This is a genomic window from Williamsia muralis, assembly GCF_002735905.1.
Classification (GTDB): Bacteria; Actinomycetota; Actinomycetes; order Mycobacteriales; family Mycobacteriaceae; genus Williamsia; species Williamsia muralis_A.
The window spans coordinates 326,652-347,628 of sequence record NZ_PEBD01000008.1 but is presented as its reverse complement, the minus strand read 5'-3'; the positions used below and the strand labels follow the sequence as shown (position 1 = coordinate 347,628).

General features: G+C 62.2%; 22 protein-coding genes. 11 read left to right on the top strand and 11 right to left on the bottom strand.

Annotated elements, in window-relative coordinates:
• Positions 1-12: 12 nt before the first annotated feature.
• Complete coding sequence (locus tag CSW57_RS10640) at positions 13-498, bottom strand: hypothetical protein (protein ID WP_099382755.1); 486 nt, start codon at positions 496-498, stop codon at positions 13-15.
• Positions 499-549: 51 nt separating this feature from the next.
• Here CSW57_RS10640 and CSW57_RS10635 point away from each other — a divergent pair, with 51 nt between their 5' ends.
• A complete protein-coding gene (locus tag CSW57_RS10635; protein ID WP_099382754.1) occupies positions 550-765 on the top strand; it encodes a hypothetical protein in 216 nt (71 codons plus the stop codon).
• A gap of 319 nt (positions 766-1,084) precedes the next feature.
• Positions 1,085-1,384, top strand: coding sequence for a hypothetical protein (locus tag CSW57_RS24440; protein ID WP_189339206.1), 300 nt, complete (start codon positions 1,085-1,087; stop codon positions 1,382-1,384).
• On the opposite strand, the gene CSW57_RS10625 is transcribed toward CSW57_RS24440, so the two are convergent.
• Positions 1,385-2,536, bottom strand: coding sequence for a hypothetical protein (locus tag CSW57_RS10625; RefSeq protein ID WP_223249179.1), 1,152 nt, complete (start codon positions 2,534-2,536; stop codon positions 1,385-1,387).
• A 277-nt stretch (positions 2,537-2,813) separates the two neighbouring features.
• Between CSW57_RS10625 and CSW57_RS10620 the strand changes: the two genes are divergently transcribed.
• Positions 2,814-4,160, top strand: coding sequence for an MFS transporter (locus CSW57_RS10620; protein WP_099382753.1), 1,347 nt, complete (start codon positions 2,814-2,816; stop codon positions 4,158-4,160).
• 45 nt (positions 4,161-4,205) lie between these two features.
• Here the strand turns inward: CSW57_RS10620 and CSW57_RS10615 are convergent, their stop codons facing one another.
• The 4 genes from CSW57_RS10615 to CSW57_RS10600 all read right to left on the bottom strand — a co-directional run bounded on the left by CSW57_RS10615 (position 4,206) and on the right by CSW57_RS10600 (position 8,478).
• Positions 4,206-5,411: an NAD(P)/FAD-dependent oxidoreductase gene (locus CSW57_RS10615; RefSeq protein WP_099382752.1), complete on the bottom strand. Its 1,206-nt coding sequence runs from the start codon at positions 5,409-5,411 to the stop codon at positions 4,206-4,208.
• Entirely contained in the window at positions 5,401-5,601 is a 201-nt protein-coding gene (locus CSW57_RS10610) for a ferredoxin (protein WP_099382751.1), read from the bottom strand. The genes CSW57_RS10615 and CSW57_RS10610 overlap by 11 nt, the downstream gene beginning before the upstream one ends.
• On the bottom strand, positions 5,598-6,677 hold the full coding sequence (locus CSW57_RS10605; protein ID WP_189339205.1) for a cytochrome P450: 1,080 nt from the start codon (positions 6,675-6,677) through the stop codon (positions 5,598-5,600). The genes CSW57_RS10610 and CSW57_RS10605 overlap by 4 nt, the downstream gene beginning before the upstream one ends.
• Before the next feature lie 187 nt (positions 6,678-6,864).
• On the bottom strand, positions 6,865-8,478 hold the full coding sequence (locus CSW57_RS10600) for an AMP-binding protein (RefSeq protein WP_223249178.1): 1,614 nt from the start codon (positions 8,476-8,478) through the stop codon (positions 6,865-6,867).
• Positions 8,479-8,735: 257 nt separating this feature from the next.
• Between CSW57_RS10600 and CSW57_RS10595 the strand changes: the two genes are divergently transcribed.
• A complete protein-coding gene (locus CSW57_RS10595) occupies positions 8,736-9,881 on the top strand; it encodes an LLM class flavin-dependent oxidoreductase (RefSeq protein WP_099382749.1) in 1,146 nt (381 codons plus the stop codon).
• Position 9,882: 1 nt separating this feature from the next.
• Here CSW57_RS10595 and CSW57_RS10590 read toward each other — a convergent pair whose 3' ends face one another.
• Complete coding sequence (locus CSW57_RS10590) at positions 9,883-10,809, bottom strand: LysR family transcriptional regulator (protein WP_099382748.1); 927 nt, start codon at positions 10,807-10,809, stop codon at positions 9,883-9,885.
• A 143-nt stretch (positions 10,810-10,952) separates the two neighbouring features.
• Here CSW57_RS10590 and CSW57_RS10585 point away from each other — a divergent pair, with 143 nt between their 5' ends.
• Genes CSW57_RS10585 through CSW57_RS10570 form a run of 4 tightly spaced genes read left to right on the top strand, consistent with a single transcriptional unit; the run spans position 10,953 to position 14,222 of the window.
• Positions 10,953-11,933: an ornithine cyclodeaminase family protein gene (locus CSW57_RS10585; protein ID WP_099382747.1), complete on the top strand. Its 981-nt coding sequence runs from the start codon at positions 10,953-10,955 to the stop codon at positions 11,931-11,933.
• Positions 11,930-12,862 carry a 4-hydroxy-tetrahydrodipicolinate synthase gene (gene dapA / locus CSW57_RS10580; RefSeq protein WP_099382746.1) on the top strand — a complete coding sequence of 311 codons (933 nt, stop codon included), beginning with the start codon at positions 11,930-11,932 and terminating at the stop codon, positions 12,860-12,862. Before CSW57_RS10585 ends, dapA begins: the two co-directional genes overlap by 4 nt.
• Positions 12,859-13,719, top strand: a complete 861-nt coding sequence (locus tag CSW57_RS10575) for a fumarylacetoacetate hydrolase family protein (RefSeq protein WP_099382745.1) — start codon at positions 12,859-12,861, stop codon at positions 13,717-13,719. Before dapA ends, CSW57_RS10575 begins: the two co-directional genes overlap by 4 nt.
• Entirely contained in the window at positions 13,716-14,222 is a 507-nt protein-coding gene (locus CSW57_RS10570) for a flavin reductase family protein (protein ID WP_099382744.1), read from the top strand. The genes CSW57_RS10575 and CSW57_RS10570 overlap by 4 nt, the downstream gene beginning before the upstream one ends.
• Before the next feature lie 39 nt (positions 14,223-14,261).
• Here CSW57_RS10570 and CSW57_RS10565 read toward each other — a convergent pair whose 3' ends face one another.
• A complete protein-coding gene (locus CSW57_RS10565) occupies positions 14,262-15,281 on the bottom strand; it encodes a zinc-dependent alcohol dehydrogenase family protein (RefSeq protein ID WP_099382743.1) in 1,020 nt (339 codons plus the stop codon).
• Positions 15,282-15,412: 131 nt separating this feature from the next.
• Between CSW57_RS10565 and CSW57_RS10560 the strand changes: the two genes are divergently transcribed.
• Positions 15,413-16,291 (top strand): helix-turn-helix transcriptional regulator, encoded by an 879-nt coding sequence (locus tag CSW57_RS10560; protein WP_099382742.1) that lies wholly within the window; start codon positions 15,413-15,415, stop codon positions 16,289-16,291.
• 32 nt (positions 16,292-16,323) lie between these two features.
• Complete coding sequence (locus CSW57_RS10555) at positions 16,324-16,752, top strand: (R)-mandelonitrile lyase (RefSeq protein ID WP_099382741.1); 429 nt, start codon at positions 16,324-16,326, stop codon at positions 16,750-16,752.
• A gap of 22 nt (positions 16,753-16,774) precedes the next feature.
• Here CSW57_RS10555 and CSW57_RS10550 read toward each other — a convergent pair whose 3' ends face one another.
• The 3 genes from CSW57_RS10550 to CSW57_RS10540 form a co-directional block, all read right to left on the bottom strand.
• Entirely contained in the window at positions 16,775-18,103 is a 1,329-nt protein-coding gene (locus CSW57_RS10550) for a lipase family protein (RefSeq protein WP_442316348.1), read from the bottom strand.
• A 50-nt stretch (positions 18,104-18,153) separates the two neighbouring features.
• Entirely contained in the window at positions 18,154-19,740 is a 1,587-nt protein-coding gene (locus tag CSW57_RS10545) for a GMC oxidoreductase (RefSeq protein WP_099382740.1), read from the bottom strand.
• Positions 19,741-19,866: 126 nt separating this feature from the next.
• A complete protein-coding gene (locus CSW57_RS10540) occupies positions 19,867-20,415 on the bottom strand; it encodes a TetR/AcrR family transcriptional regulator (RefSeq protein WP_099382739.1) in 549 nt (182 codons plus the stop codon).
• Positions 20,416-20,550: 135 nt separating this feature from the next.
• On the opposite strand from CSW57_RS10540, the gene CSW57_RS10535 reads away from it, so the two are divergent.
• The gene (locus CSW57_RS10535) at positions 20,551-20,958 is read left to right on the top strand and encodes a VOC family protein (RefSeq protein ID WP_223249176.1); all 408 of its coding nucleotides are present in this window, start codon (positions 20,551-20,553) and stop codon (positions 20,956-20,958) included.
• Positions 20,959-20,977: the final 19 nt, after the last annotated feature.

Below are 20,977 nucleotides of genomic sequence, written 5' to 3'. Positions count from 1 at the left end.
GTGCGGATGTCGTCAGAGACCGGCTGTTCGATCAGTCGGTGGAAATAAGAATCCCATCGCTGCGACCAGGGCGGCGACGCAGGCAATTCCGACGTACGGCACTTGTGCCACGTCTCCAGCAGCCAGAACAAAGGAGACGATGAAGAGCAGCAGCCCGATGACCGTACCGACGTAGGCACTGAACACCACTCGGAACCGTTTGTCCCCTGACGCCCTCCGCTCACTGCCGCTGGCGGCTCTGAGAAAAAGTGCGCCAGTGCCAACGATGATCAGGGCCCCGATCGCCCCAGCCGGCACCGCCATGATCGCCCCGACAATGGCGCCCACGATCGTCGTCGAAATGACTGCGCCAACGTAACCACCGGCCAAGGTTGCCGACAACAGCGCGGATAACCACACCGTGCGAAGCCAATTCGCGGACAGTTGTCGCTTCTCGGTGAGGCTTGAGGAGGGATAGGTCTGCCGCGAACGTAGATCCGCATTCCCCTGGCTCCCCATTCGGTGATCGTCGCACATGTAATGCGTGCGCTTAAGTGACAAGATCGCGAGATGCCCACGTATCGCTCGACCTTTGCGCCATGGTTCTTCCTCATCGTCGCAGGGCTTGCCGGGCTACTCGGCAGCGGCGACCTTTCCGCCCGCGACACTGGCAACCGAGTTTTTGTCTGGCTCATTGCGGCGGCTGTGGTCACCGCCATCCAAAACGTCAGGCCGATGTCTCGCGAGCAGTCAGATGATCAGCCAAGCAGCGATATGCGTTCGTAGTCGAAGTCAACGATCTCAGCGAAGCGCAACAGCCGGAATCGGCTCGCTCAACCCGTACACGCGTGCCACGGTTCCTGCGAAGATCGCTGGCCGGTCGGACTCGGAACCTGAGCTGTCAAACGTTGATACGCGTTGCACACATGTGCGAGGGACAGGATGCGTCAGTGGGAGAGTTCCTCGCACATGGTGCGGTCCGCCCCGAAAAGTTCGACCGTTCGCTCCAGTATGGCCTGCACTCCTCGGCAAGGGTTGCGGAACTCGCGGGCGGATCTGCAGAGAAGGTGGCGGACCCAGACATGAGGGAGCGAGTCCGCCCATCTTGACGGTGACGTTGTCGCACAACGCGATCGCCGACAACTCGAAGGTGGTCGGGGCCGTCCGCGCGGTACATCGATTGCGACGCCACCACAACGGATGCCACTACATTGTGGCCCTCGGATACACGGTCGACGTAGTCCTCGATGAAGAAGCGTGGTCGACGCATGACCCGTTCGACGAGTGCACTGGGGTGGTCATAGAGGCGGTGATGTGCATCGATGATCGGAATATGGGGATCGACCGGAGTTTCTGTCCTCACAGGCAAGAGGCCTCTCGAATGGTCGGCAACCTGACGGCGTGACTACTTGTCTTCATCGTCCCAGTTTCGTGGGGCGACATAACCGGTCTGGCCGGCTTCCGTGCCGAGCGCAAGGATCGGCCCATCCATATCCTCCTGCCAGACAAGCGATTCCATGCCGATGTGCAGAGGGTGATCCTGCACGGTGTATGCGCTCACTCCGGTCTCACTCGGGTAGTGCGCGTGTTCGCGCCAAGACGGTGCCGAGAGCAGGAGGTCGCCCGGCTCCCAGTCGATTCGCTGGCCGTCGACGATGGAATATCCCGTGCCGCTGAAGTGGTAGTTGATGGCCACCGAACTGTGTCTGTGGCCCCGGCCCTCGGCACGAGGCGTATGCCCTGGGGGGATCTGGGACAGCGTGACAAAGAAGCTGCTCGTCGCTCCTTGTTTCCGCTGCGTGGACGGGTTGTACAGAGCCATGATCGTTCGCTCACCGTCCCCGGGTCGCTTCGACATGAGTTCGGACATTGCCTGGTGAGGCCAGTGCAGCGGGCGATCAGGAACAGGCTCGATGTCAACGAGGAACTCGTACCCTCGCAGCCGGGCTCCCTCAGGAGACACGACGTGATCCGGGGCAACAACGCTGTTGGTCGTGGCAGGTTCCTCCATATCTATGGGCCCATCAACAGGTTTGGTTGGACGCCACTCGTCGGCCACCGGTTCGGCGTAGAGCGTGCCGAGCTGAGCGAGTAGTGGAGAATTCGAGTACGCCAGTCGAACCCATGTGTCTTCACCAGAGTTGAAGAACTGGTACGGCTTCATCGACGGAATGGTGCAGACATCATTCACGGCCATGTCGAAATCGGCCTGGTCAGCGGTGACCCGCCCACCGCCGCGGATACAGATATGAACCTGGGTGCAATTGCGCCGTAGACGCTGCGTGGACTCGCCAGGGAGCAGAACTTCCACAGTGACGTCGATGCCCGGTGCAAACCCGCGGCAGGTCGACTCTGGGTGGATCAGCAGGGTGGCCCGTCGACCGTCGGACGACCGTTGGCCTGCCTCCAGGCGAGAGACTATCGACTCTATGTCTTTGCGCGACACCTTGATCGGGGCCCAGGGAGTGGGAACGGCCTCGCCCGGCGAGCTGGCATCGGCCAGATGAACGCCCGAGTCCAAGGTAGTGTCGCGGTTGTTAGATGCTGTAACCGTCATTGGCCGGCCTCCGTGGTGGTGAACGTCACTTTTGTTGTCTCCCTGGACGTTAGGCGCATCCCAGACATATCGCTAAGACGTATTGATGCATCGACACATAAGCCGGGCGTTATCTCGCACCTAAGTTGCCATACGCTTAATTTGATTGCTGCATGCGGATATTCGTATTGGGCCGGTTGCCCATGGTGCCGATAGCGTGACCTGCACCACATGTGCGAGCGAACAGGCTCGGCGCCGTTGGTTCCAAACGTCCAGCAGTCGACATCGAGGTACAAACATGCAGCCAACCGTTCCGGTGCATCCGCATAAGCCCACCGTCCAGACAGCGGCCCGCTCCGACGACGCGGCCCCGGAAAGGAAGAGGTCGTTGGTCGGCGTGTCTCTGGGGAACGCGCTTGAGGGCTACGACTGGGCGGTCTATGCGGTATTCGCACCGTTCTTCGCCACTCAGGTGTTCAACCCGGCCGACCCGACGTCTGCATTGCTCTCTACCTTCGTGGTGTTCGGCGCGGGGTTTCTGGTGCGCCCTTTCGGAGGCGTCTTGTTCGGCTGGTGGGCCGACAAGTACGGCCGGCGGTCGTCCCTGCTGGCGGCAATCGGGTTCGCAACAGTCGGCATGCTCTTGATCGCTTCGGTGCCGACATACGACGTCGCGGGAATCGGTGCCGGGGCGGTGCTGCTCGTCGCACGACTCCTTCAGGGACTCGCGCATACCGGCGAAGTTGCCTCGGCCTACACGTACGTCGCTGAAGTCGCACCCGCCCGGCGGCGCGGCCTATGGTCGTCGGCCATCTACGTGTCACTCACCGGAGCAATCATCGCTGCCACTTTGATTGCCGCGCTGCTCAATTCCACTCTTCCCTCCGACGCGATGACCTCGTGGGGTTGGCGGGTCCCATTTATCATCGGGTTCACCTTGGGAGTCGTCACACTCATACTGCGTCGTCGTATGCCGGAGTCACACGCGTTCGCTGAGATGGTCGAAGATTCGCCCGCCGGGAAGCCGAGCGTATTGGGGAGTCTTTGGAGGCACCGCTCATCCGGACTCCGCGTATTCCTGATCATGGCCTCGTTGTCAGCGCTCTATTACGCGTGGGGGGTTGCAGGTACAACGTGGGCAATAAAGGCCCTGGGCATCGACGCGACGGAGGCGCTGTGGGCCGGCGTCGCGGCGCTGACAGTGAGCATGATTGCGTTCCCCTTCGCCGGCGCGCTGTCCGACCGAATCGGCAGGCGGGGTAATTTCTTCGTCTTCGGTATAGGCGTCGGCGTGCTGGCGTACCCGATGGACCTCCTGGCCCAGCAGGGTGCTGTCGGGTTCGCGACGGCTATGACGGTCATGCTCTTGCTCTTCACGCTGGCGGGGTCGATCTTGCCCGCGCTCCTCTCCGAGCTGTTTCCCACCGAAGTGCGCGCGACAGGTATTGCGATCCCCTACGCGTTGTCCGCTGTTGTCTTCGCCGGTACGACACCCTATCTGCAACAATGGCTCGCCGAGCACAACCATCCCGAGGTATTCCCGGCCTACTTGTCGATTGCTGCAGTCGTCGGTGCCGTCGTCATGTACTTCACCCCTGAAACCAAGGGCACGTCAATCATGGCGACTGAAGAACGCCGATCATGAAGTCGCAGAATGTGAAGCTCGGGCTTGAGAACAAGCCGCTCGAAGTCATCGATACTGTTGCTGAACAGACTGATTCACCAGCTGCTGCCGAATACGCGCTATCTCGGCCTGCGCATTCAGCCCGATTGCTGCGACCACTTGGTCGCGGCGAGTGTAGGTGAACAGGTGCCCACCACCACGAATTGCCGTTCGCTCGACGGCTGCGCCGCTCACGTCGTCGTCGCCGACAAGCTGTACACGGGAGCCGAATTGGTCAGACCAGACGTAAGGTACAACAGAGGCGACCGAGATCGCGTCTCCGGCAACGATGTTGTTCGCGACCACCACCGCTTGCTCGCGGGCGCTGGTCCAGTTCTCGAGACGCATATACCGGCCATAGCGCGGGTTGAGCCAACCTGCGACATCGCCGACGGCGTACATCTTCTTGTGACCGACAATCCGCATGGCATGGTCACAAACCACACCACGAGTCGAGGGGAACTCGGTGCCGATCAGTTCCGGGTATCGCGGACGGGCACCCACTCCTGCCACAACCAGGTCGGTGGTGAGCTCCCGATCATCTGACAGGCGAACTCGGACCGATCCGTCGACCGGAAGTACTTCTGCAACTGTCGTTTGAACGCACACGTCGACGCCGTGCCTGCGGTGGAGATCAGCGACCAGTTGCGCAGGCTCGGCTGGGAGCGCCCGGGAGGCAAGGTGGGTAGAGCCCTCGATCACCGCGACGCTCAATCCGAGCGCACGCGCTGTGGAGGCTACTTCCAGTCCGATGAAGCCTCCACCGATGACAGCCACGGTGTGGGCACTGCTCAACGCCTGCTTGAGCCGGTTCGCTTCGTCGAACGTGCGGAGATAGTGCGGATGCGCTGCATCAAGCGCTTCGAGCTTCCGAGGATCAGATCCGGTGGCTATGACGATATGGGTGGCAGTGAGCCTCCGGCCGTCTGACAGTCGAGCGGTGCCGGTTCGCAAATCGATGCTTGCCACTTCGACGCCGAGCATGAGATCGACGTCGAAGTTCGGACCCAGTAGTGGCGTAGGGTCGTCACCGGTTCTGAGCGCTTCCTTCGACAGGGGCGGCTTGTCGTACGGATCGCGATCTTCGCGGTCCACCAACAGTATTCGACCACTGAACTCACGCGCTCTGAGCGCCTGTGCCACCCTGACCCCGGCCACCGACGCGCCGACTATGAGAACGTCGGCGTCATATCCGGTGCCCGGTGGGCCAGAGCGGTCTTGTTCAGTGTTCATGGATACGTAGCGCTCTGGCCGGGCAGTCGGCGACCGCTTCGCGCACCTCGTTCAGGTCTGCGTCGGTCGGTCGCCCGGGTAGAACGGCAGCGATGTTGTTGTTGTCGAGTTCGAATACCTCAGGCGCCGCGACGAGGCAGTTTCCGTACCCATTGCAGGCTGCTGTGTCGATGTCTACTCGGACAGTCATGGTGTCTCTTTCGTGAAGCGGATCGGGAGGTGGGTGGGGCCGTAGTGGGTGCCGGCTTCGAGGGAACTGAATGTGGGTTCGCCGTCGAGCACGAATGCAGCGTGAGTGCAGAGTTGCTCGAGCACAATGCGGAGCTCGAGACGGGCGAGTGACGCACCGACGCATTGGTGAATGCCCCATCCGAAGGCCAGATGGCCACGCGCCGATCGGGTTACATCGAACGCGTCTGGATTCTCGAAATGCCGCGGGTCTCGATTGGCGGCCGCATTGAGCAGGAGGACCCACTGTCCGCCTTGAATCGTTGTGCCCGCGATCTCGACGTTGCGGGTTGTGCGGCGAGCGAACGCTTGCGCAGGAGTGCGCAAGCGCAACATCTCCTCGACGTACCCGGGTGCGAGAGACGTATCCGCGCGAAGCCGGCTCTGGTCGCCTTGGTGTGTCGCCAGGAGGTACAACAGTGAACCCACCGAGTTCATGGTTGTTTCATGGCCGGCCACGGCCAGAGACAGCAGCACTGACACGACTTCATCCTCGCGAATCGCACGGTCGTCAATTTGCGCTCGCAGCAGCCAGCTGAGGTAATCGTCGGGCTGGGTCCGCTGATGTCGACGGATCTCTTTCGTCAGTACCTCGGTGAGCGCCTCGCGTCCACGAAGCTGCCCTTCGGCTGTCCCGTCGGCCCACAACGCCACAGTGAGTTCTCTGAACGTTGCAACGGTCGAGGCCGAGAACCCGACGATCTCGGTCAGGACGGTGAGCGGCAATGGCAGAGCCAACTCGGTCACCGCGTCGCCACCGCCCCGCTCGACGAACTTGTTGACGAGCTCGCTGATCGTCTGCTGTAGACAGGGTTCCAGTTCTCGCACGCGGCGGGGGGAGACTGCTTGCACGAGGAGATCGCGGTACGGGCCGTGAGTAGGGGGGTCGAAATCGATGGGAATGGTGCCCATCGCCTCCACGTACGGAATGCGGTGCCCATGCGCCGAGGAAAATGTTTCATGGTCGCGCAGAGCATTTTTGACGTCTGCATGGCGACTGACGGTCCAGAAACCTCCATGTGCACCCGAATGGGTCACGGATTCTCGTTCAAGCAGCTCAGCGTAGGCAGTCCATAGGCTGTGTTCATCCCAGTCTCGGCGCAAGTGATCAAAATCGGTTGTGCCGTTGCCGGTTGTCCACTCGTGGCGTGGTACCGGGCACCCTTTCGGCGGCGGTGCGTCAGTCATCGATCCTCGTTTCCGGTGGTTGTTCAATGCTCGGGGGTCATCGATCTCGAAGCAGACGACGAAGGATCTTGCCGGAAGGGGACTTTGGTATCTCGTCGAGGAATACGACCTCACGCACCTTCTTGTACGGAGACACTCGCGACGCGACGTAATCGATGATGTGGGGTGCGTCCACGGTGGAGTCGGATCGTCGAACGACGTAGGCGCGAGGGGCCTCGTCACCACCCTCGCCGAAGGGCACACCGACCACAGCTGCGTCGGCGACATCGGCGTGATCTAGGAGAAGGCCTTCCAGCTCGGCCGGCGCGACCTGGTAGCCCTTGTACTTGATGAGTTCTTTGAGCCGGTCCACCACCGTGACGGCCCCCGCGGCGTCGACGGTCGCGAGATCGCCGGTGTGCAGGAAACCGTCAGCATCGATGGCGTCGGCGGTCGCATCGGCATTGCCGAGGTATCCAGCCATGACATTCGGTCCAGCGCAGCACAGTTCTCCAGGCGCGCTGGTTCCGTTGTCGGGCAGGGAGATCACCTGGCCGCCTACCGGATCGACGATCTTGCACGTCATGTTGGGAACGGTGAAACCGACCGAGTTCGGCGCCACTGACGGCCCGGACAGCGGTGCAACATGGCTGACCGGACTCATCTCGCTCATCCCGTACGCCTGGCGCACCTGGCACGAGAGTCGATCGGCAGCGGCCTGTGCCAGCCCCGCATCCAAGGGAGCGGCTCCGGAGAGGAGAAGTGTCAACGCCGAGAGGTCGTAGCGCTCTACTGCGGCCGACTTGACCAAGGCCACGACCACCGGTGGAGCGACGAAGAGGTGCGTTGCGCGTTCTCTTTCCATCGTGGAGAGCAGATCGTCGACCTCGAACCTGGGGACGATGACAATCTTGGCGCGGCGCCTGAGCGCGAGGTGAAGAACTACCGTCATGCCGTAGATATGTGAAAACGGCAGCAACGCAACCACGGAGGCTTGCTCGTCAACCCCCAGAAGCGCATCGAGCTGGCAGACATTCGCCACCAGATTGCGGTGGGTGAGCATGACGCCCTTCGCCTCGCCGGTGGTTCCGGATGAGTAGGGGAGAACAGCCAATTGTGTTGTCGGATCCGCGATCGGACGCGCGGGCTTTTCGGCAGGCGTCGCGGACTCCGCTGATGCCACTAGATCTGGCAGTAGCCGGACGTCTGACTCCGGCATGCCCGAGTCGGTGGCTGCAGCGCGTGCGACGGGCTCACACGAGTCCGCCACGATGAAAAGCGTTGCCCGCGAATCCCGTAATTGCTTGACGACCTCGCCTACGGTCGCCAGTACGTTGATCGTGGTGACTGCTGCGCCGATACTGAGTGCGGCGAGAAATGCTGTCACCCAGTCAGATGAGTTGTGTCCCATCAAGGCGACGACATCACCGGCGTCAACGTCTCGCGACAACCGAGCACCGGTCTGCCCGATCGCGGATTCCAGTTCGCCATACGTCAGCGATGGGCCGGAACGATCGACGATTGCTATCCGGCCGCGGTCTTCATCTGTCAGGTCGCCGAGGAGGAACTCGATCAACGAGAGGTCGGGTATGACGACATCAGCGTGCGGACTACCGAATGTGGCCAGACCCTGGTTGTTTTCGGGAACTGTCTCGACTTCTGTCATGGTCATCTTTCACGTGTGTGTGCAGGCGGTGTGTGCGTTCTGGGGTGTCCTGCGTCACGGTAGGTTCCCCCATCGGGATAACGCCAAGATGACTATTGCGATCGATCGATCAGCTTTTCCTTATGCGGTATGACCTGCCGCCATAAGTTGTATGTGATGCGCCTATCGACAAACTTGATGTTGTCTTATTTCAGCGACGCTCTAACGTGATCAGTGTCACTTACCCAGTGCCGCATAGATTCCGAATGACCTGGAAGGTCGCTATGAAGCATCAGCCCACCGACACCTCCGAACTGCACTTCGGCTACTTCTTCCCGTCTGGCAAGACGAACTTTCTGTACTCGGACGAGGCCGCGCGCACCCGACCGGACATGAACAAGAAGAACCTTCTGGCGTTGGCTCAGGCCGCGGAGGGCGTCGGTTTCGATTCGTTGTTCATCGCGGACAACTGGTCTGGTCACCAGCGGGCCGCCGAGGCGGGTGGACACCAGGCGCCCGCCTATCACGCACCGCTGCTGGCCATGGCACTGTTCGCTGCGACCGAACACATCGGCGTGGTCTCCACGTTCCACACCACGCATCACAAGCCGGCGCATGTCGCCCGCATGGGCGCAACCCTCGATGCGTTCAGCGACGGACGATGGGGCTGGAACGTGGTCACCGGGTTCAGCGCCGCTGAGGCAGCCTTGTTCGGTGAAGATTTCATCGAACACGACGAGCGGTACCGTATGGCCGGGGAGTTCGTCGAGGTGGTGACCTCGCTCTGGAGCGAGCACGAACCGATCGATTTTCAGGGTGAATACTACAAGGCCACCGGACGGATCAAACTACCGCGACCGGCGCAAAAACCACGCCCACTTCTGGTCAGCGCGGGTGCGTCCCCTGCCGGCACAGCCTTCGCGTCGCAGTACTGCGATCAGTTGGTGGCCATGGGCAACACTCCCGAATTGGTTGCGCAGATCGGGGAGCGGTTGACCGGTTTGAGTGCAGGAACACGACGGTCCGTCGGATTGTGCCCGTTCTCGATGGCGCTGATCCGCGACGGCAAAGGCGAAGCGGAAGAAGTGTTCGAGGGACTGCTCAAGAGTCTCAACGTGGAGGCGACGGCCGAGATCGCGGCCGATGTCCTCGGCTCCATCGAATCTTCGCGGGCAATGTACGAGAAGATGGGCCCCGAAGAGGCCACCAAAGCGTTCGGTGGCGCGGGTTCGATGCTCAAGTTCATCGGAACACCAGAAACTGTTGCCCAGCAACTCATCTCGCTCAAGTCGACCACCGGAGCGACCAACCTCCTGATCAACTTTCCACTATGGAGCCCCGACGAGCTCAAATCCTTCAGCCCGGTACTCGACATCCTGCGGGAAGCGGGGATCTGGTCACCGCCGGAACAGCGGAACTACTCCTGGTGACTCATCGATTGAGTTCGGGCGCGAGAGGGTCATTCCCGAACGTGAGTCGAACGGCGTCCAGGGTGGCTTGCTGCAAGGGTGAGAAGTGTTTGTCACGGCGATGGACCAAGACGATCCGCTCTTCCAGATCGAAGTCGGGAACCTGCAGTGCGCGTAGTAGGTGATCGCCCGCACCCATCGTGTAAGGCGGCGCGATCAAAGCCCAGTCGTTCTCGATCGCAGCACTTTTCATCGCCTCGGCGTGGCCGAGTCGGATGACAAAATGCGGCTCGTCATGACCGGTGGCACGCAACTGGGCAACCAGGTTTCGCTGGTACACGACGTCTTTCGGTGCACCTACCAGCGGCAAACTCAACGCCTCGTCGACGGTCAGGATCGTGCCCGGCCGGACGAGTTGTTCGGTTGCGAACACTGAAAGTGGATACGTAGCAAGTACTTCCGACTGCGTTGACTCCGACAGCTCACGCTCATCCCAGTTGAGGACGGCGAAGTCGAACTCGCCCGTCTCCACTCCGTGCACCACTTCTTCTGGCCGCGAGATCGACACGGTGATCTCCGCATGAGGTCGTTGCTTGCCGAGCCTGGCGACTATCGGAGGTAGCAGGTAGGTGCCCACGGCCATACTGGACGCAACAAGTACACGCCCGGTTTCTCCGGACGCGAGATCGCCCACATCCCTGCGCACCTGAGCCGCACTGGCCAGGACCTCTTTGGCCCACTGGTTGGTTCTTTCGCCGGCTTCGGTCAGCACCAGCCTGTTTCCGCGACGGACGAACAGCTTGGCACCGACCCAGGATTCGAGTGCGCGCAGCTGGGCGGAAACCGCCGGCTGGGCGATCATCAGTATCTCCGCGGCGCGGGTGACGCTTCGTTCGTCGACAACGAGACGGAATATCTCTAGCCGCCTCATCGATAGTTGGCTGTCCACGTACCTCACCTCATAAGCAATTGGGTATGGCTGTATGCAGATCTTGCTAATTGATTTATACCGCCGTCTGGATCACTGTAAGTCAAGTCACATAAATCGCCAATCCCGCCCTAAGTGGGCGGTCAACGTACAAGAGGTGCGCAATGCCAACACCCACCGACGCCGCGGACCGCAGCACAGTGGGCTCCATCTCGATTCTCACCGACGAAGAGGTCACGGCAGCTGTCGACCAACATGCGGCGATCGCGTCAATTCGCGAGGTTCTGCTGTCGGCGCACCGCGGAACGGCCCATGGGATTGCCAAGACGATGTCTCAGTGGGGCGGGTCGAGCACGGCCCACTCACTCGGTGCTGTCGACATGCAGCAGCGCGTAGTCGCATTCAAGAACTGGGTCAACACCCCGCGAGGTGCATCCGCACTCTTGTCTCTGTTCGATTCCACCGAGGGTCGTCCGCTCGCGGTGATGAGCGCCGGTGCGCTGGGCATGCTGCGCACAGCAGGAACTGCTGCAGCAGCGACTGACATCTTGGCTACCCCCGATGCAGCTGTCATGGCCGTCCTCGGAACCGGCCGCCAAGCACTCCAACAAGTGCACGCGGTACTCGGCGTTCGACGACTCGAATTGGTCCGCGTGTGGAGTCCTTCGGTTCGAAGCCGAGAGGCATTCGCACGACAGGTCACTGACGTCTTCGGCATGGCGGTCGAGGTAGCCGACAACGCCGAACAAGCGGTGCGTGGCGCGTCGATCATCACCACCGTGACCCGATCAAACGAACCCTTCGTGGACGGTGCGTGGCTTGAAGACGGGGCTCACCTCAACGCGATCGGGGCGATCCTCCCCACCGCGGCGGAACTCCTCCCGACTGTGCTCCCACTGAGTGGTCTCACCGTTGTGGACGACCTGGAAAACGCACGTCGGGCGTCACGCGAACTGCGCGAGTACTTTGGTGCTGACCTCACAGGCGTTATGACATTGGGCGAAGCCATCGATCGTGGCGTCACACGTCCCCCAGATACACGGCTGACCGTATTCAAGGGTGTCGGCTCCGGGCTCACCGACTTGGCAATCGCTTGTCTTGTCTGGCGGACGGTCGAGGCCTCTCATACGGAGGGTCTCTCATGAGGTACCGCGTTAACCCTGCCCGCTTGACCGGTTCCATTGCGCCACTGATCACCCCGTTCACCGCCGAGGGAGCCCTCGACACCCCTAGCCTGCAGAGGCTGGTGGACTGGCAGATCAACGCAGGCAGCCACGGACTGTCCATCGGTGGCTCCACCAGCGAGCCGAGCTCGCAGACGGTGGACGAACGGATCCACGCCATCGAAGTGGTCGCCGACGCCATCGACGATAGGGTGCCGTTCATCGCCGGCACCGGATCGGCCAAGCTTGATGAGACGTTGGCATTGACAGCCGCCGCACACCGCGCGGGCGCTGACGCGGCACTCGTGATCACACCGTATTACGCACGACCGACGCAACAGGCGCTCTACGAGTGGTATTCACGTATCGCAAGCGAGTTCCCCGACCTACCGATCATCATGTACAACGTTCCGTCTCGCACTGCCGTGGAGCTCACGCCACATACAGTTGCTCGTCTGCACAGGGACGTCGCCAACATCGTCGGCATCAAGGAAACCACCAGAGACTTCGAACACTTCTCACGGGTGATCGACGCAGCAGACGACGGCCTCCTCGTCTGGTCGGGAATCGAATTGCTCTGTCTACCTTTGTTGGCACTTGGGGGCATCGGCTACATCAGCGCCACCGCGAACATTGCACCGAGGGCGTCCGCGCGGATGTACGAGTGTTGGATGGCCGGCGACCACGATGAAGCGCGACGTATCCACTACGCACTCCATCCGCTGGTGGACTTGCTCTTCGTGGAGACCAACCCGACCACAGCGAAGTGGGTTCTCGAAAGCGAGGGCCGGATCAGTTCAGCACACGTTCGGCCACCTCTCGTTGAGACAACAGCGGAGGGCATCAGCAAAATCGGCCAATTGCTGACTGACGCAGACGCTTTGATGACACTTGAAAGGGACGTCAGATGAGACTGGGCACCATTGCCCGTGACGGGCGCCGCCTCACGGTCGCGAGTACTGACGGGATCGCCGTACACGACGTGTCTCGGCTGGCAGGATTCGACGGACTGGCGGGCCTGTTCAGCTTGCTCGACTCGACAGAGATCGCCGGCCTCGACATCGGAAAGTATCCCGCGGTCAACCTGGCTGGCGCGGAATGGCTTCCCCCGATTCCTCGGCCGGACCGGATCCTCTGTGTCGGATTGAACTACGCCACACACGCTGCCGAGGTGCTCTCAGAAGTCACCGAACATCCCACACTGTTCACCCGATTTCCGTCGACCTTCGTAGGGCACAACCAGCCGTTGATTCGTCCGCGCATGTCCAACACGCTCGACTGGGAAGGCGAGATCGCGGTGATCATCGGGACCGGCGGGCGACACATCCGCGCTGACAAAGCAATGGACCATGTCGCCGGATATGCGCCGATGGGCGAGAACAGCGTTCGAGAATGGCAACTGCACACCAAGCAGGCGACCGCGGGGAAGAACTTCGATGCAACAGGGTCGTGGGGACCTTGGATAGTCACGCGCGACGAAGTGCCAGACCCAGCCGCTCTGGAAGTCATCACCGAACTCAACGGTGAGCAGATGCAGCACGGCCGACTGTCCGACCTCATCTTCGACGTGGGTGCCATCATCGAATATGTAAGTGCTTTCACCGAATTGGTGCCAGGTGACGTGATCGCGACCGGTACTCCCTCGGGTATCGGCCACAGGCACGAACCACCGCGGTATCTCGTCGCGGGCGACAAGCTCTCCATTCGCATACCGGGACTGGTCGAACTGAACAACGAGGTTTCCGACGAGGACAAGGTGTTGCAATGACAATCGACATCCGGCAACAGGGTGACCTCGCCGCATCCTTGCGTGACGTCATGGCAGACGTGTGCACCCCGGTTGCGATAGTTACGTCCTGCGTGGGGCACACTCCATTCGGCTCTACGGTCAGCGCCTTCTGTTCCCTGTCGATGGAACCGCCGATGGTGATGGTGGCCCTCAACCGCGAATCCGACACCCTTCGTGCCTTGGAAGTTTCGGGGCGATTCGGCATCAACGTACTCGGAAGCAAGAACGCGGATCTGGCAATGCAATTCGCGAGGAAGGGTCCAGACAAGTTTGACGACGTCAGGTGGACACCGTCCCACGGAGTACCGCGCATCGACACCAGCCCCGGGTGGATAGCGTGCGATGTCGCCGGGCTCGCCGATGGGGGCGACCACCTCATCGTTTCGGGCAATGTCGTCGGCGCAGACCTCCAACAGTCCGAACCCCTGACCTACCACCAACGCCGGTTCGGCACGCATGTGCCATTCCGAGTCGAGCAGTAACCCATTGTGAGTCATTGATTTCCAATCGATGTGGGTGGATCACACCGTGAGAAGGACTTTGGTGGCGCGGCGTTCGTCCATCGCTCGGTAGGCGTCGGCGGCTTGTTCGAGAGGCAGGGTGAGGTCGAAAACCCTGCCGGGGTTGATGGTCCGCTTCCAGATGAGATCGATCAGTTCGGGGAGAAAGCGGCGCACCGGTGCAGGGCCGCCGTGAAGGTGGACACCCGAGAAGAACAGTTCGAGCCCGGGTAGATCGACGTCGTGGGAGACGCCGACGTAACCGACGTGTCCACCGGGTCGGGTCGAGCGGATGGCCTGCATCATCGACTCCTGGGTGCCGACAGCCTCGATGACGGAATGTGCTCCGAGCCCACCGGTGAGTTCTTTGATCCTGGCGACACCGTCGTCACCGCGTTCCTCGACGATGTTTGTGGCGCCAAACTCCCGCGCCAGGGCCTGGCGGTCGGCGTGACGACTCATGGCGATGATGCGCTCTGCGCCAAGCTGTTTCGCGGCCAAGATACCGAGGAGCCCCACCGCGCCGTCGCCGACCACGGCAACGGTCTTGCCCGGGCCGACGTCGGCCGCGACGGCCGCGAACCATCCGGTGCCGAGCACGTCGGAGGCCGCCAGCAGTGACGGGATGAGGTCGGGGTCAGGCTGTCCGTGAGTGGCCACCAATGTGCCGTCCGCCAGGGGGATGCGGGCGTACTCGGCCTGGGTTCCGATCCCACCCATGATCTGGGCGTGCACGCACCTCGATTGGTACCCGGCCTGGCAGATCTCGCAGGTGTTGTCCGAGGCGAAGAACGACCCGACGACGAAGTCGCCCACACCGACGGTCGCCACGGCATCACCGATGGCGGTGACGGTACCGACGTACTCGTGACCCATGGGTATGTGGTCGGCGGGATCATCGCCGCGGTACGGCCACAGGTCTGAGCCACAGACGCATGATGCGGCAAGACGGATGATCGCATCCGTCGGCTCGACGATGACCGGGTCGGGGCGGTCGACGATCTGGACGTCGCGGGGCGAGGCGAGAATTACTCCACGCACTGGTGTCTCCTTCGTGGAAGTGGGTATGTGTCCACCACATAACCGTGGATACGTGCGGCGGGGGAGTCACTGACAAGAGGTGTACTGACAGGGAACCCCTGAACGACGTGGCCGCGCCTACCCTGAGTTTCATGAACAACCGGGACGAGGTGCGTGAGTTCCTGATGTCGCGACGTGCGAAGGTGACACCGGAAGAGGCCGGTTTGCCTGCCGGGCAGAACCGCCGGGTGGCGGGCCTTCGCCGCAGTGAGGTGGCCATGCTGGCCGGGGTGAGTGTGGAGTACTACGCCCGCCTCGAGCGTGGGACCATCGCGGGGGCCTCGGCATCTGTGCTCGACGCCATCGCCCGGGCGCTGCTCCTCGACGACACCGAACGAGCGCATTTGTTCGACCTGGCCCGGGCTGCTGACGGTATCCCGACTTCAGGCCGTCCCCGCCGGCGTGGCAGCAAGCCGGCAATGCCGCGGTTGAGCTTGCAGTGGGCACTCGATTCCATCACCGAGGGAGTGGCGTTCGTCCGCAACCAGCATCAAGACCTGCTGGCCACCAATGAACTCGGGCGCGCCTTTTACTCGCCGCTGATCGGTGACGGCGGGCGTACCCCGAACCTTGCCCGGTTCCAGTTCCTCGACCCGGCCGCCCACGACTTCTATCCTGACTGGGAGTTGTTCGCTCAGATGTGTGTCTCCATCATGCGTGCCGAAGCCGGACGCGACCCGTACGACAAGGGTTTGCAGGATCTGGTCGGCGAGTTGTCCACGCGCAGTGATGTTTTCCGGACGCTGTGGGGTGCCCACGATGTGCGAACACATGGGTCGGGCACCAAACGGTTCAAACACCCGCTGGTCGGAGACATCAGCCTGGCTTACGAAGAACTGGTCATCACCGCCGACCCGGGTTCGGTGTTGATGGTGTACACGGCCGAACCCGGTTCGCCCAGTTCTGAGCGGCTTCGTCTACTCGGATCGTGGGCTGCCGAGCACAGTCAGGCAAAATCTCCGAAGACGTAAAACATTGTCGATCAATTGATTTGGGAGTTCACATGCAGATAGTCCGCAGCTCGGTTTCGACCACCAAGGGGCCCAGCGAGTGGTTCACCGGCGATGTCTACATCGACGCCGTGGCCGCGGCCCCGGCACCATCGCGGGTGTCGGCCAACCTGGTGCATTTCATGCCCGGGGCGCGAACACATTGGCACCGTCATCCCTTGAGTCAAACGGTGTTCGTCACCGAGGGAATCGGGTTGTGCCAGCGCCGAGGTGGACCCGTCGAGATCATCAGACCAGGCGACCGGGTCCTGTTCGAGGCCGATGAAGAGCACTGGCACGGTGCCGCGCCGACCCGCCTGATGGTCCACCTCGCCATCAACGAGAGCAGCGAAGAGTACGACGCCGTCCACTGGCTCGCACCCGTCACCGACGAGGAGTACAACAAGGAACCGGCCATCGCGGACCTGCCTGGCTCACGCTGACGAATATCTCGTACGGGCCCGGTCAGTTGAAGGTGCAGCCGGTGACGGGCTTGTTCGCAAATCGATCCATGAGGTAGTCGACGGCGCCACCCGTTCCGAGACCGTCGATCAGATCGGGCCCGAAGTGGTTGGGCAACACCAAGCCCGGGGTGATGGGCGGCAGCTGGTTGGTGCGGAACGTGACGTCGGCGCCTTTCTCACACCACTCGCCGGCGAGCTGCCGCGCCTGCTCGTACGGGATGGTGTCGTCGTTGATGCCGCTGGTCACGAACACCGGACTCCCCGGTGTGAGAGTGCCGATGCGTTGTTCCTCGAAGATGGGAGCAGCTTCGGGAATGGTGTCGAGGTTCTCGAGTAGAGACTTGCCGTCCCTGGTGAGCGAGCTGGTGCGCAAGAACGGTTGCTGGAAGATGACGTCACCGATGCACTCTGTTTTAAGCCGATCCAGCATCGCCTGTCCCGCAGGCGTCGTGCGCTCGGCGAGCGGCTTCTTGAGCGCGGGATGGCGTGCGACGAAGCCATTGATTGCGTAGCCGATGACACCGCCGATCAGATTGCCGTCGACCTTCGCCAGAACGTCGAGAAGATCCGCCGGTGGCGCGCCTGCCCAGGTGCCCTTGAGGTTGAGCTCGGGGGCGTCGGTCGGCTGCAGTTCGGCCGCGGCCGCCGATGCCCCTCCACCTTGGGAGTAGCCCCAGAAGGCTATCGGCGTGCGAGAACCGGTACCGCTGAGTGTGTTTGCTGCTCGAGCAGCATCGATCATCGCGTGGGCTTCTTCGACGCGGTTGACGTATGTGTGGATGCCCGGAGTGCCCAGTCCCACGTAATCGGTGACGAACACCCTCGCGCCGAGGGCATTCCAGCGTGCGGCCGACAACGCTTCTTGGTTCGCGGAGAAGGAAAGAGGGTCGGTTTGTGCAATCAACCCGGTGGCGAATGCTCGCGACGGTGCGCATTGATCGCCTTGACCCATGGTGCCCGGGCCGATGATGACGGTCGGCCGCTCTCCCTCGCCTTGCCACGGCTGGGTCGAGTCGATGAAGGTGCCGCTGACCGGCGTCGGCTCACCGTTCTCCAGACGCGAGGTGTAGAGGACGCGGCTTGCCGAACCGGGCCACGGGCCGTTCACGCCCGGAATCGACACCAGCAGGGGCATCGATTCGGTTCGGATCACCGAACCCGGAGTGGTCGAATACTCGGCGGGCGTGCTGTAGAAGTCAGAGGACGGGGAAGCCGACGCAGACGGAGCCGCGCCTACGGCGGCAGCCGTCACCACCGAGACACTCAACGCCAGTACCGCGAAGCGAGTACGCCGAGTCGCCCCGCCGCGCGTGGAAAGGATGTGTAGCAACGTGATTCCTGACTATGAGAGGGATTCGCCGACCGCTGGTGACCGTGGACTCAGATGACCGTACCGACATCGGTGGTGACGAGATGATCGAGTGCCCGTTCAGCCACGGCCGCGATGGTCATCGACGGGTTGCATGCCGCCGAGTTGCCGGGCATCAGCGCACCGTCGAGAACGTAGAGACCGCGTTGCCCATGCACGCGACCCTCGAGGTCGCACACCGAGCCCATGCTGGCTCCACCGAGCGGATGCCAGGTGGAAGGGAAGAACTCGTTGGTGTCGGTGAGGATGCCGCCCGGTCCGGCGATCTTGCGCACCGTGGGACCGATATGTCGGTTCTGGATCTCTGCGTCACTGTCGGTGGGCCACCGCAGGATCGCGTCGTCACGATCGGAGTCGTAGTGGAAGCGGCCGCGTCCGGTGCTCACCCCGTAACCCACCATCATCGTGCTGCGGGCATCGAAGGACAGTGGCGGAACCGATGCCTGGATCACGGTGTGCGCGGCGTTCGGGTCGGACCAGTTCTTGCTGCCGTAGATGACCGGCCCACCTTGCGGAGCCCCGAACTCGGTCTCCAGATTGGTCCACACGTAGATCCGGTCGGCGTTGCTGCCCCAGTTGCCGCCGAGGTCGTCGGGCATGTCGGGTATCTGTCCCTTTGCCGAGGCGCGTATCAGCAACTTGGAGGTGTTCATACTGCCGGCGGCCATCACGAGTGCGTTGGTGGTCAAGATCTTGTTCTCGAGAACGTTTCCGGCCGAATCGATCCGGTCGACATAGACTCGCCACCGGCCTTCGGGTGTCCGCTCGACATCGGTGACGTGGTGCTGCGTGTGCACGGCCACCCGCCCGGTCGCTTCGGCAGCGGCGATGTAGGTGACGTCGACCGAGTGTTTCCCGCCGTTGTTCACCCCGAGTGCGCCGTCGCCGTTGGTGTACGAGGGCTTCATCTTCCCGCGTAACTCGTCGAGGGCAAAGTTCCAGTCGATCGGCATCGGGATCTTCGACACCGGTAGCCCTGCTTCGCGGACACTGTCGGCGAATACCCGCGCGACCCGGTAGTTCGGGGAGTTGATCAGTTCGTCGGGTGCAACGGCGAGTCGGAGCATACGGGCGACCCGGGGGTAGTGGACCCGGTTCATGGTTGCCCAGTCGAGTTCCTGGGGAAAGTGGGTGTTGAACACGGATTCGTCGGGTTGCAGTGTCATTCCCTGGTAGACCAGTGACCCGCCACCGAGCCCAGCTGCACACAGCGCGGTCATGTTCTCGCCCGGCACCGCCTCGAGTAGTCCCACATAGGGCTCGAACACGACGGGCTTGCCGAACAGTTGTGGGGCGGACCGGTACCACAGAAGGCGCTTGTCGGGCGTGGTGGCTCTCGGGAATGTCTCCGAGTTCGGACCTGTCGCCCAGCGCCTTCCGCGTTCGAGCACCGTCACCGGCACACCCGCTTCGGCCAAACGCAGTGCGGCGACACCGCCACCGAATCCCGAGCCGATGACGATGGCCCGATGGTCTTCACGGACAACCGGGGTCCGCTTTCGCGGCGTCGGGTTTCCGTGGGCGATGGCCGGGCTTGCGATGGCGGCTCCGACCACGGCGGCGCCGGTCAGAAAGGAACGGCGGTCGAACGCGGACATAGATCCCCCGAATCACGAACTGGACAAACCCCGAATGCCCTGGCCGACGCGAGTGGTGACCGTTCTGCAGGCGTGGTCAAAACTAGACAGTCACTAGCCAATGTGTCAAGAATTACATTCGGGCCATCAAGTGGGCTCCAGCGCAGGACGGAGCCACAGGGTGAGGAATCGGCGTAGATCATCGTCGGAGTGGACGGCGTCGCTGTCGAACAGCACCACCGACAACCCGAGGCGCAAGGCGATCTCTACGATGTGGTCGAGGTTCTCCGCGACGTGGGAATCTCGGGCTGCCAGCGGCGAGAGAAACTCGCGGGCAACCGGTTTCGCTCGCGCCATCATGCCGGTGTCGAACACAGGGTTGCCCTGCTGCGCTCGTAGCAGCAGGGCGAGTACGGGGTCAGCGCGTACCGCAGACCGTCCGGCCACGATGAGTTCGACGACATAGGCGATCGAGGTGTCGATCATGTCCACGCGTGCGTGGATGTCTCCCAGCACGTGGACGGTGAGATCGGCGATCGCCGAAGACACCAGTTCCTCGCGTGACCCGAAGATGGAGTAGACCGTCTGGCGTGACACCCCCGCGGCATGTGCGGCAGCGGCGATGTTGACGCCATCGAACCCTTGCTCGGCGATGAGCGCACGAGTGGCTTCGAGGATCTTGTGCCGCGACCGCATATCCGACATTATCGCCCCACGCTGCACGAATCTGCCGGACCCGGCTCCCGGAATCGAAACAGGCTGAGAAGCAATCGGATACGCGGCTAGTCTGGGCGACAACACCGATGTCAGGGCTGCGAGGAGGCTTCAATCGTGTTCACCGAGCTGTTTCCCATACTGTCCAGCCGCGACCTCGATCGTCTCGTCGCCTTCTATCAACAGGCATGCGATGCCCAATTGGTCTACCGGTTTCCGGAAGAAGGGCCCGCGGGTTATGCGAGTCTGCAGGTCGGGAAGTCGTCCTTCGGAATCGGTTCAGACCCCTCCGCACCGAAGACGCCCAGTCGGGGAGCGCTGTGGCTGTACGCGGAGAGCTGTGAGGACGGGTTCGACGCGCTGGTGTCTGCGGGTGCGGCGGTGGTCAGTCCACCCACCGATATGCCCTGGGGCGAGCGGGTCGCGGACGTGACCGACCCTGACGGCAACCTGATCCATGTGGGCCAACGGCCCGAACCCGCCGAGGACCCGGAACCCACTGAGCTGCAAGGTCATCCGACCTGATCAATGCGCTCTGGGTGTG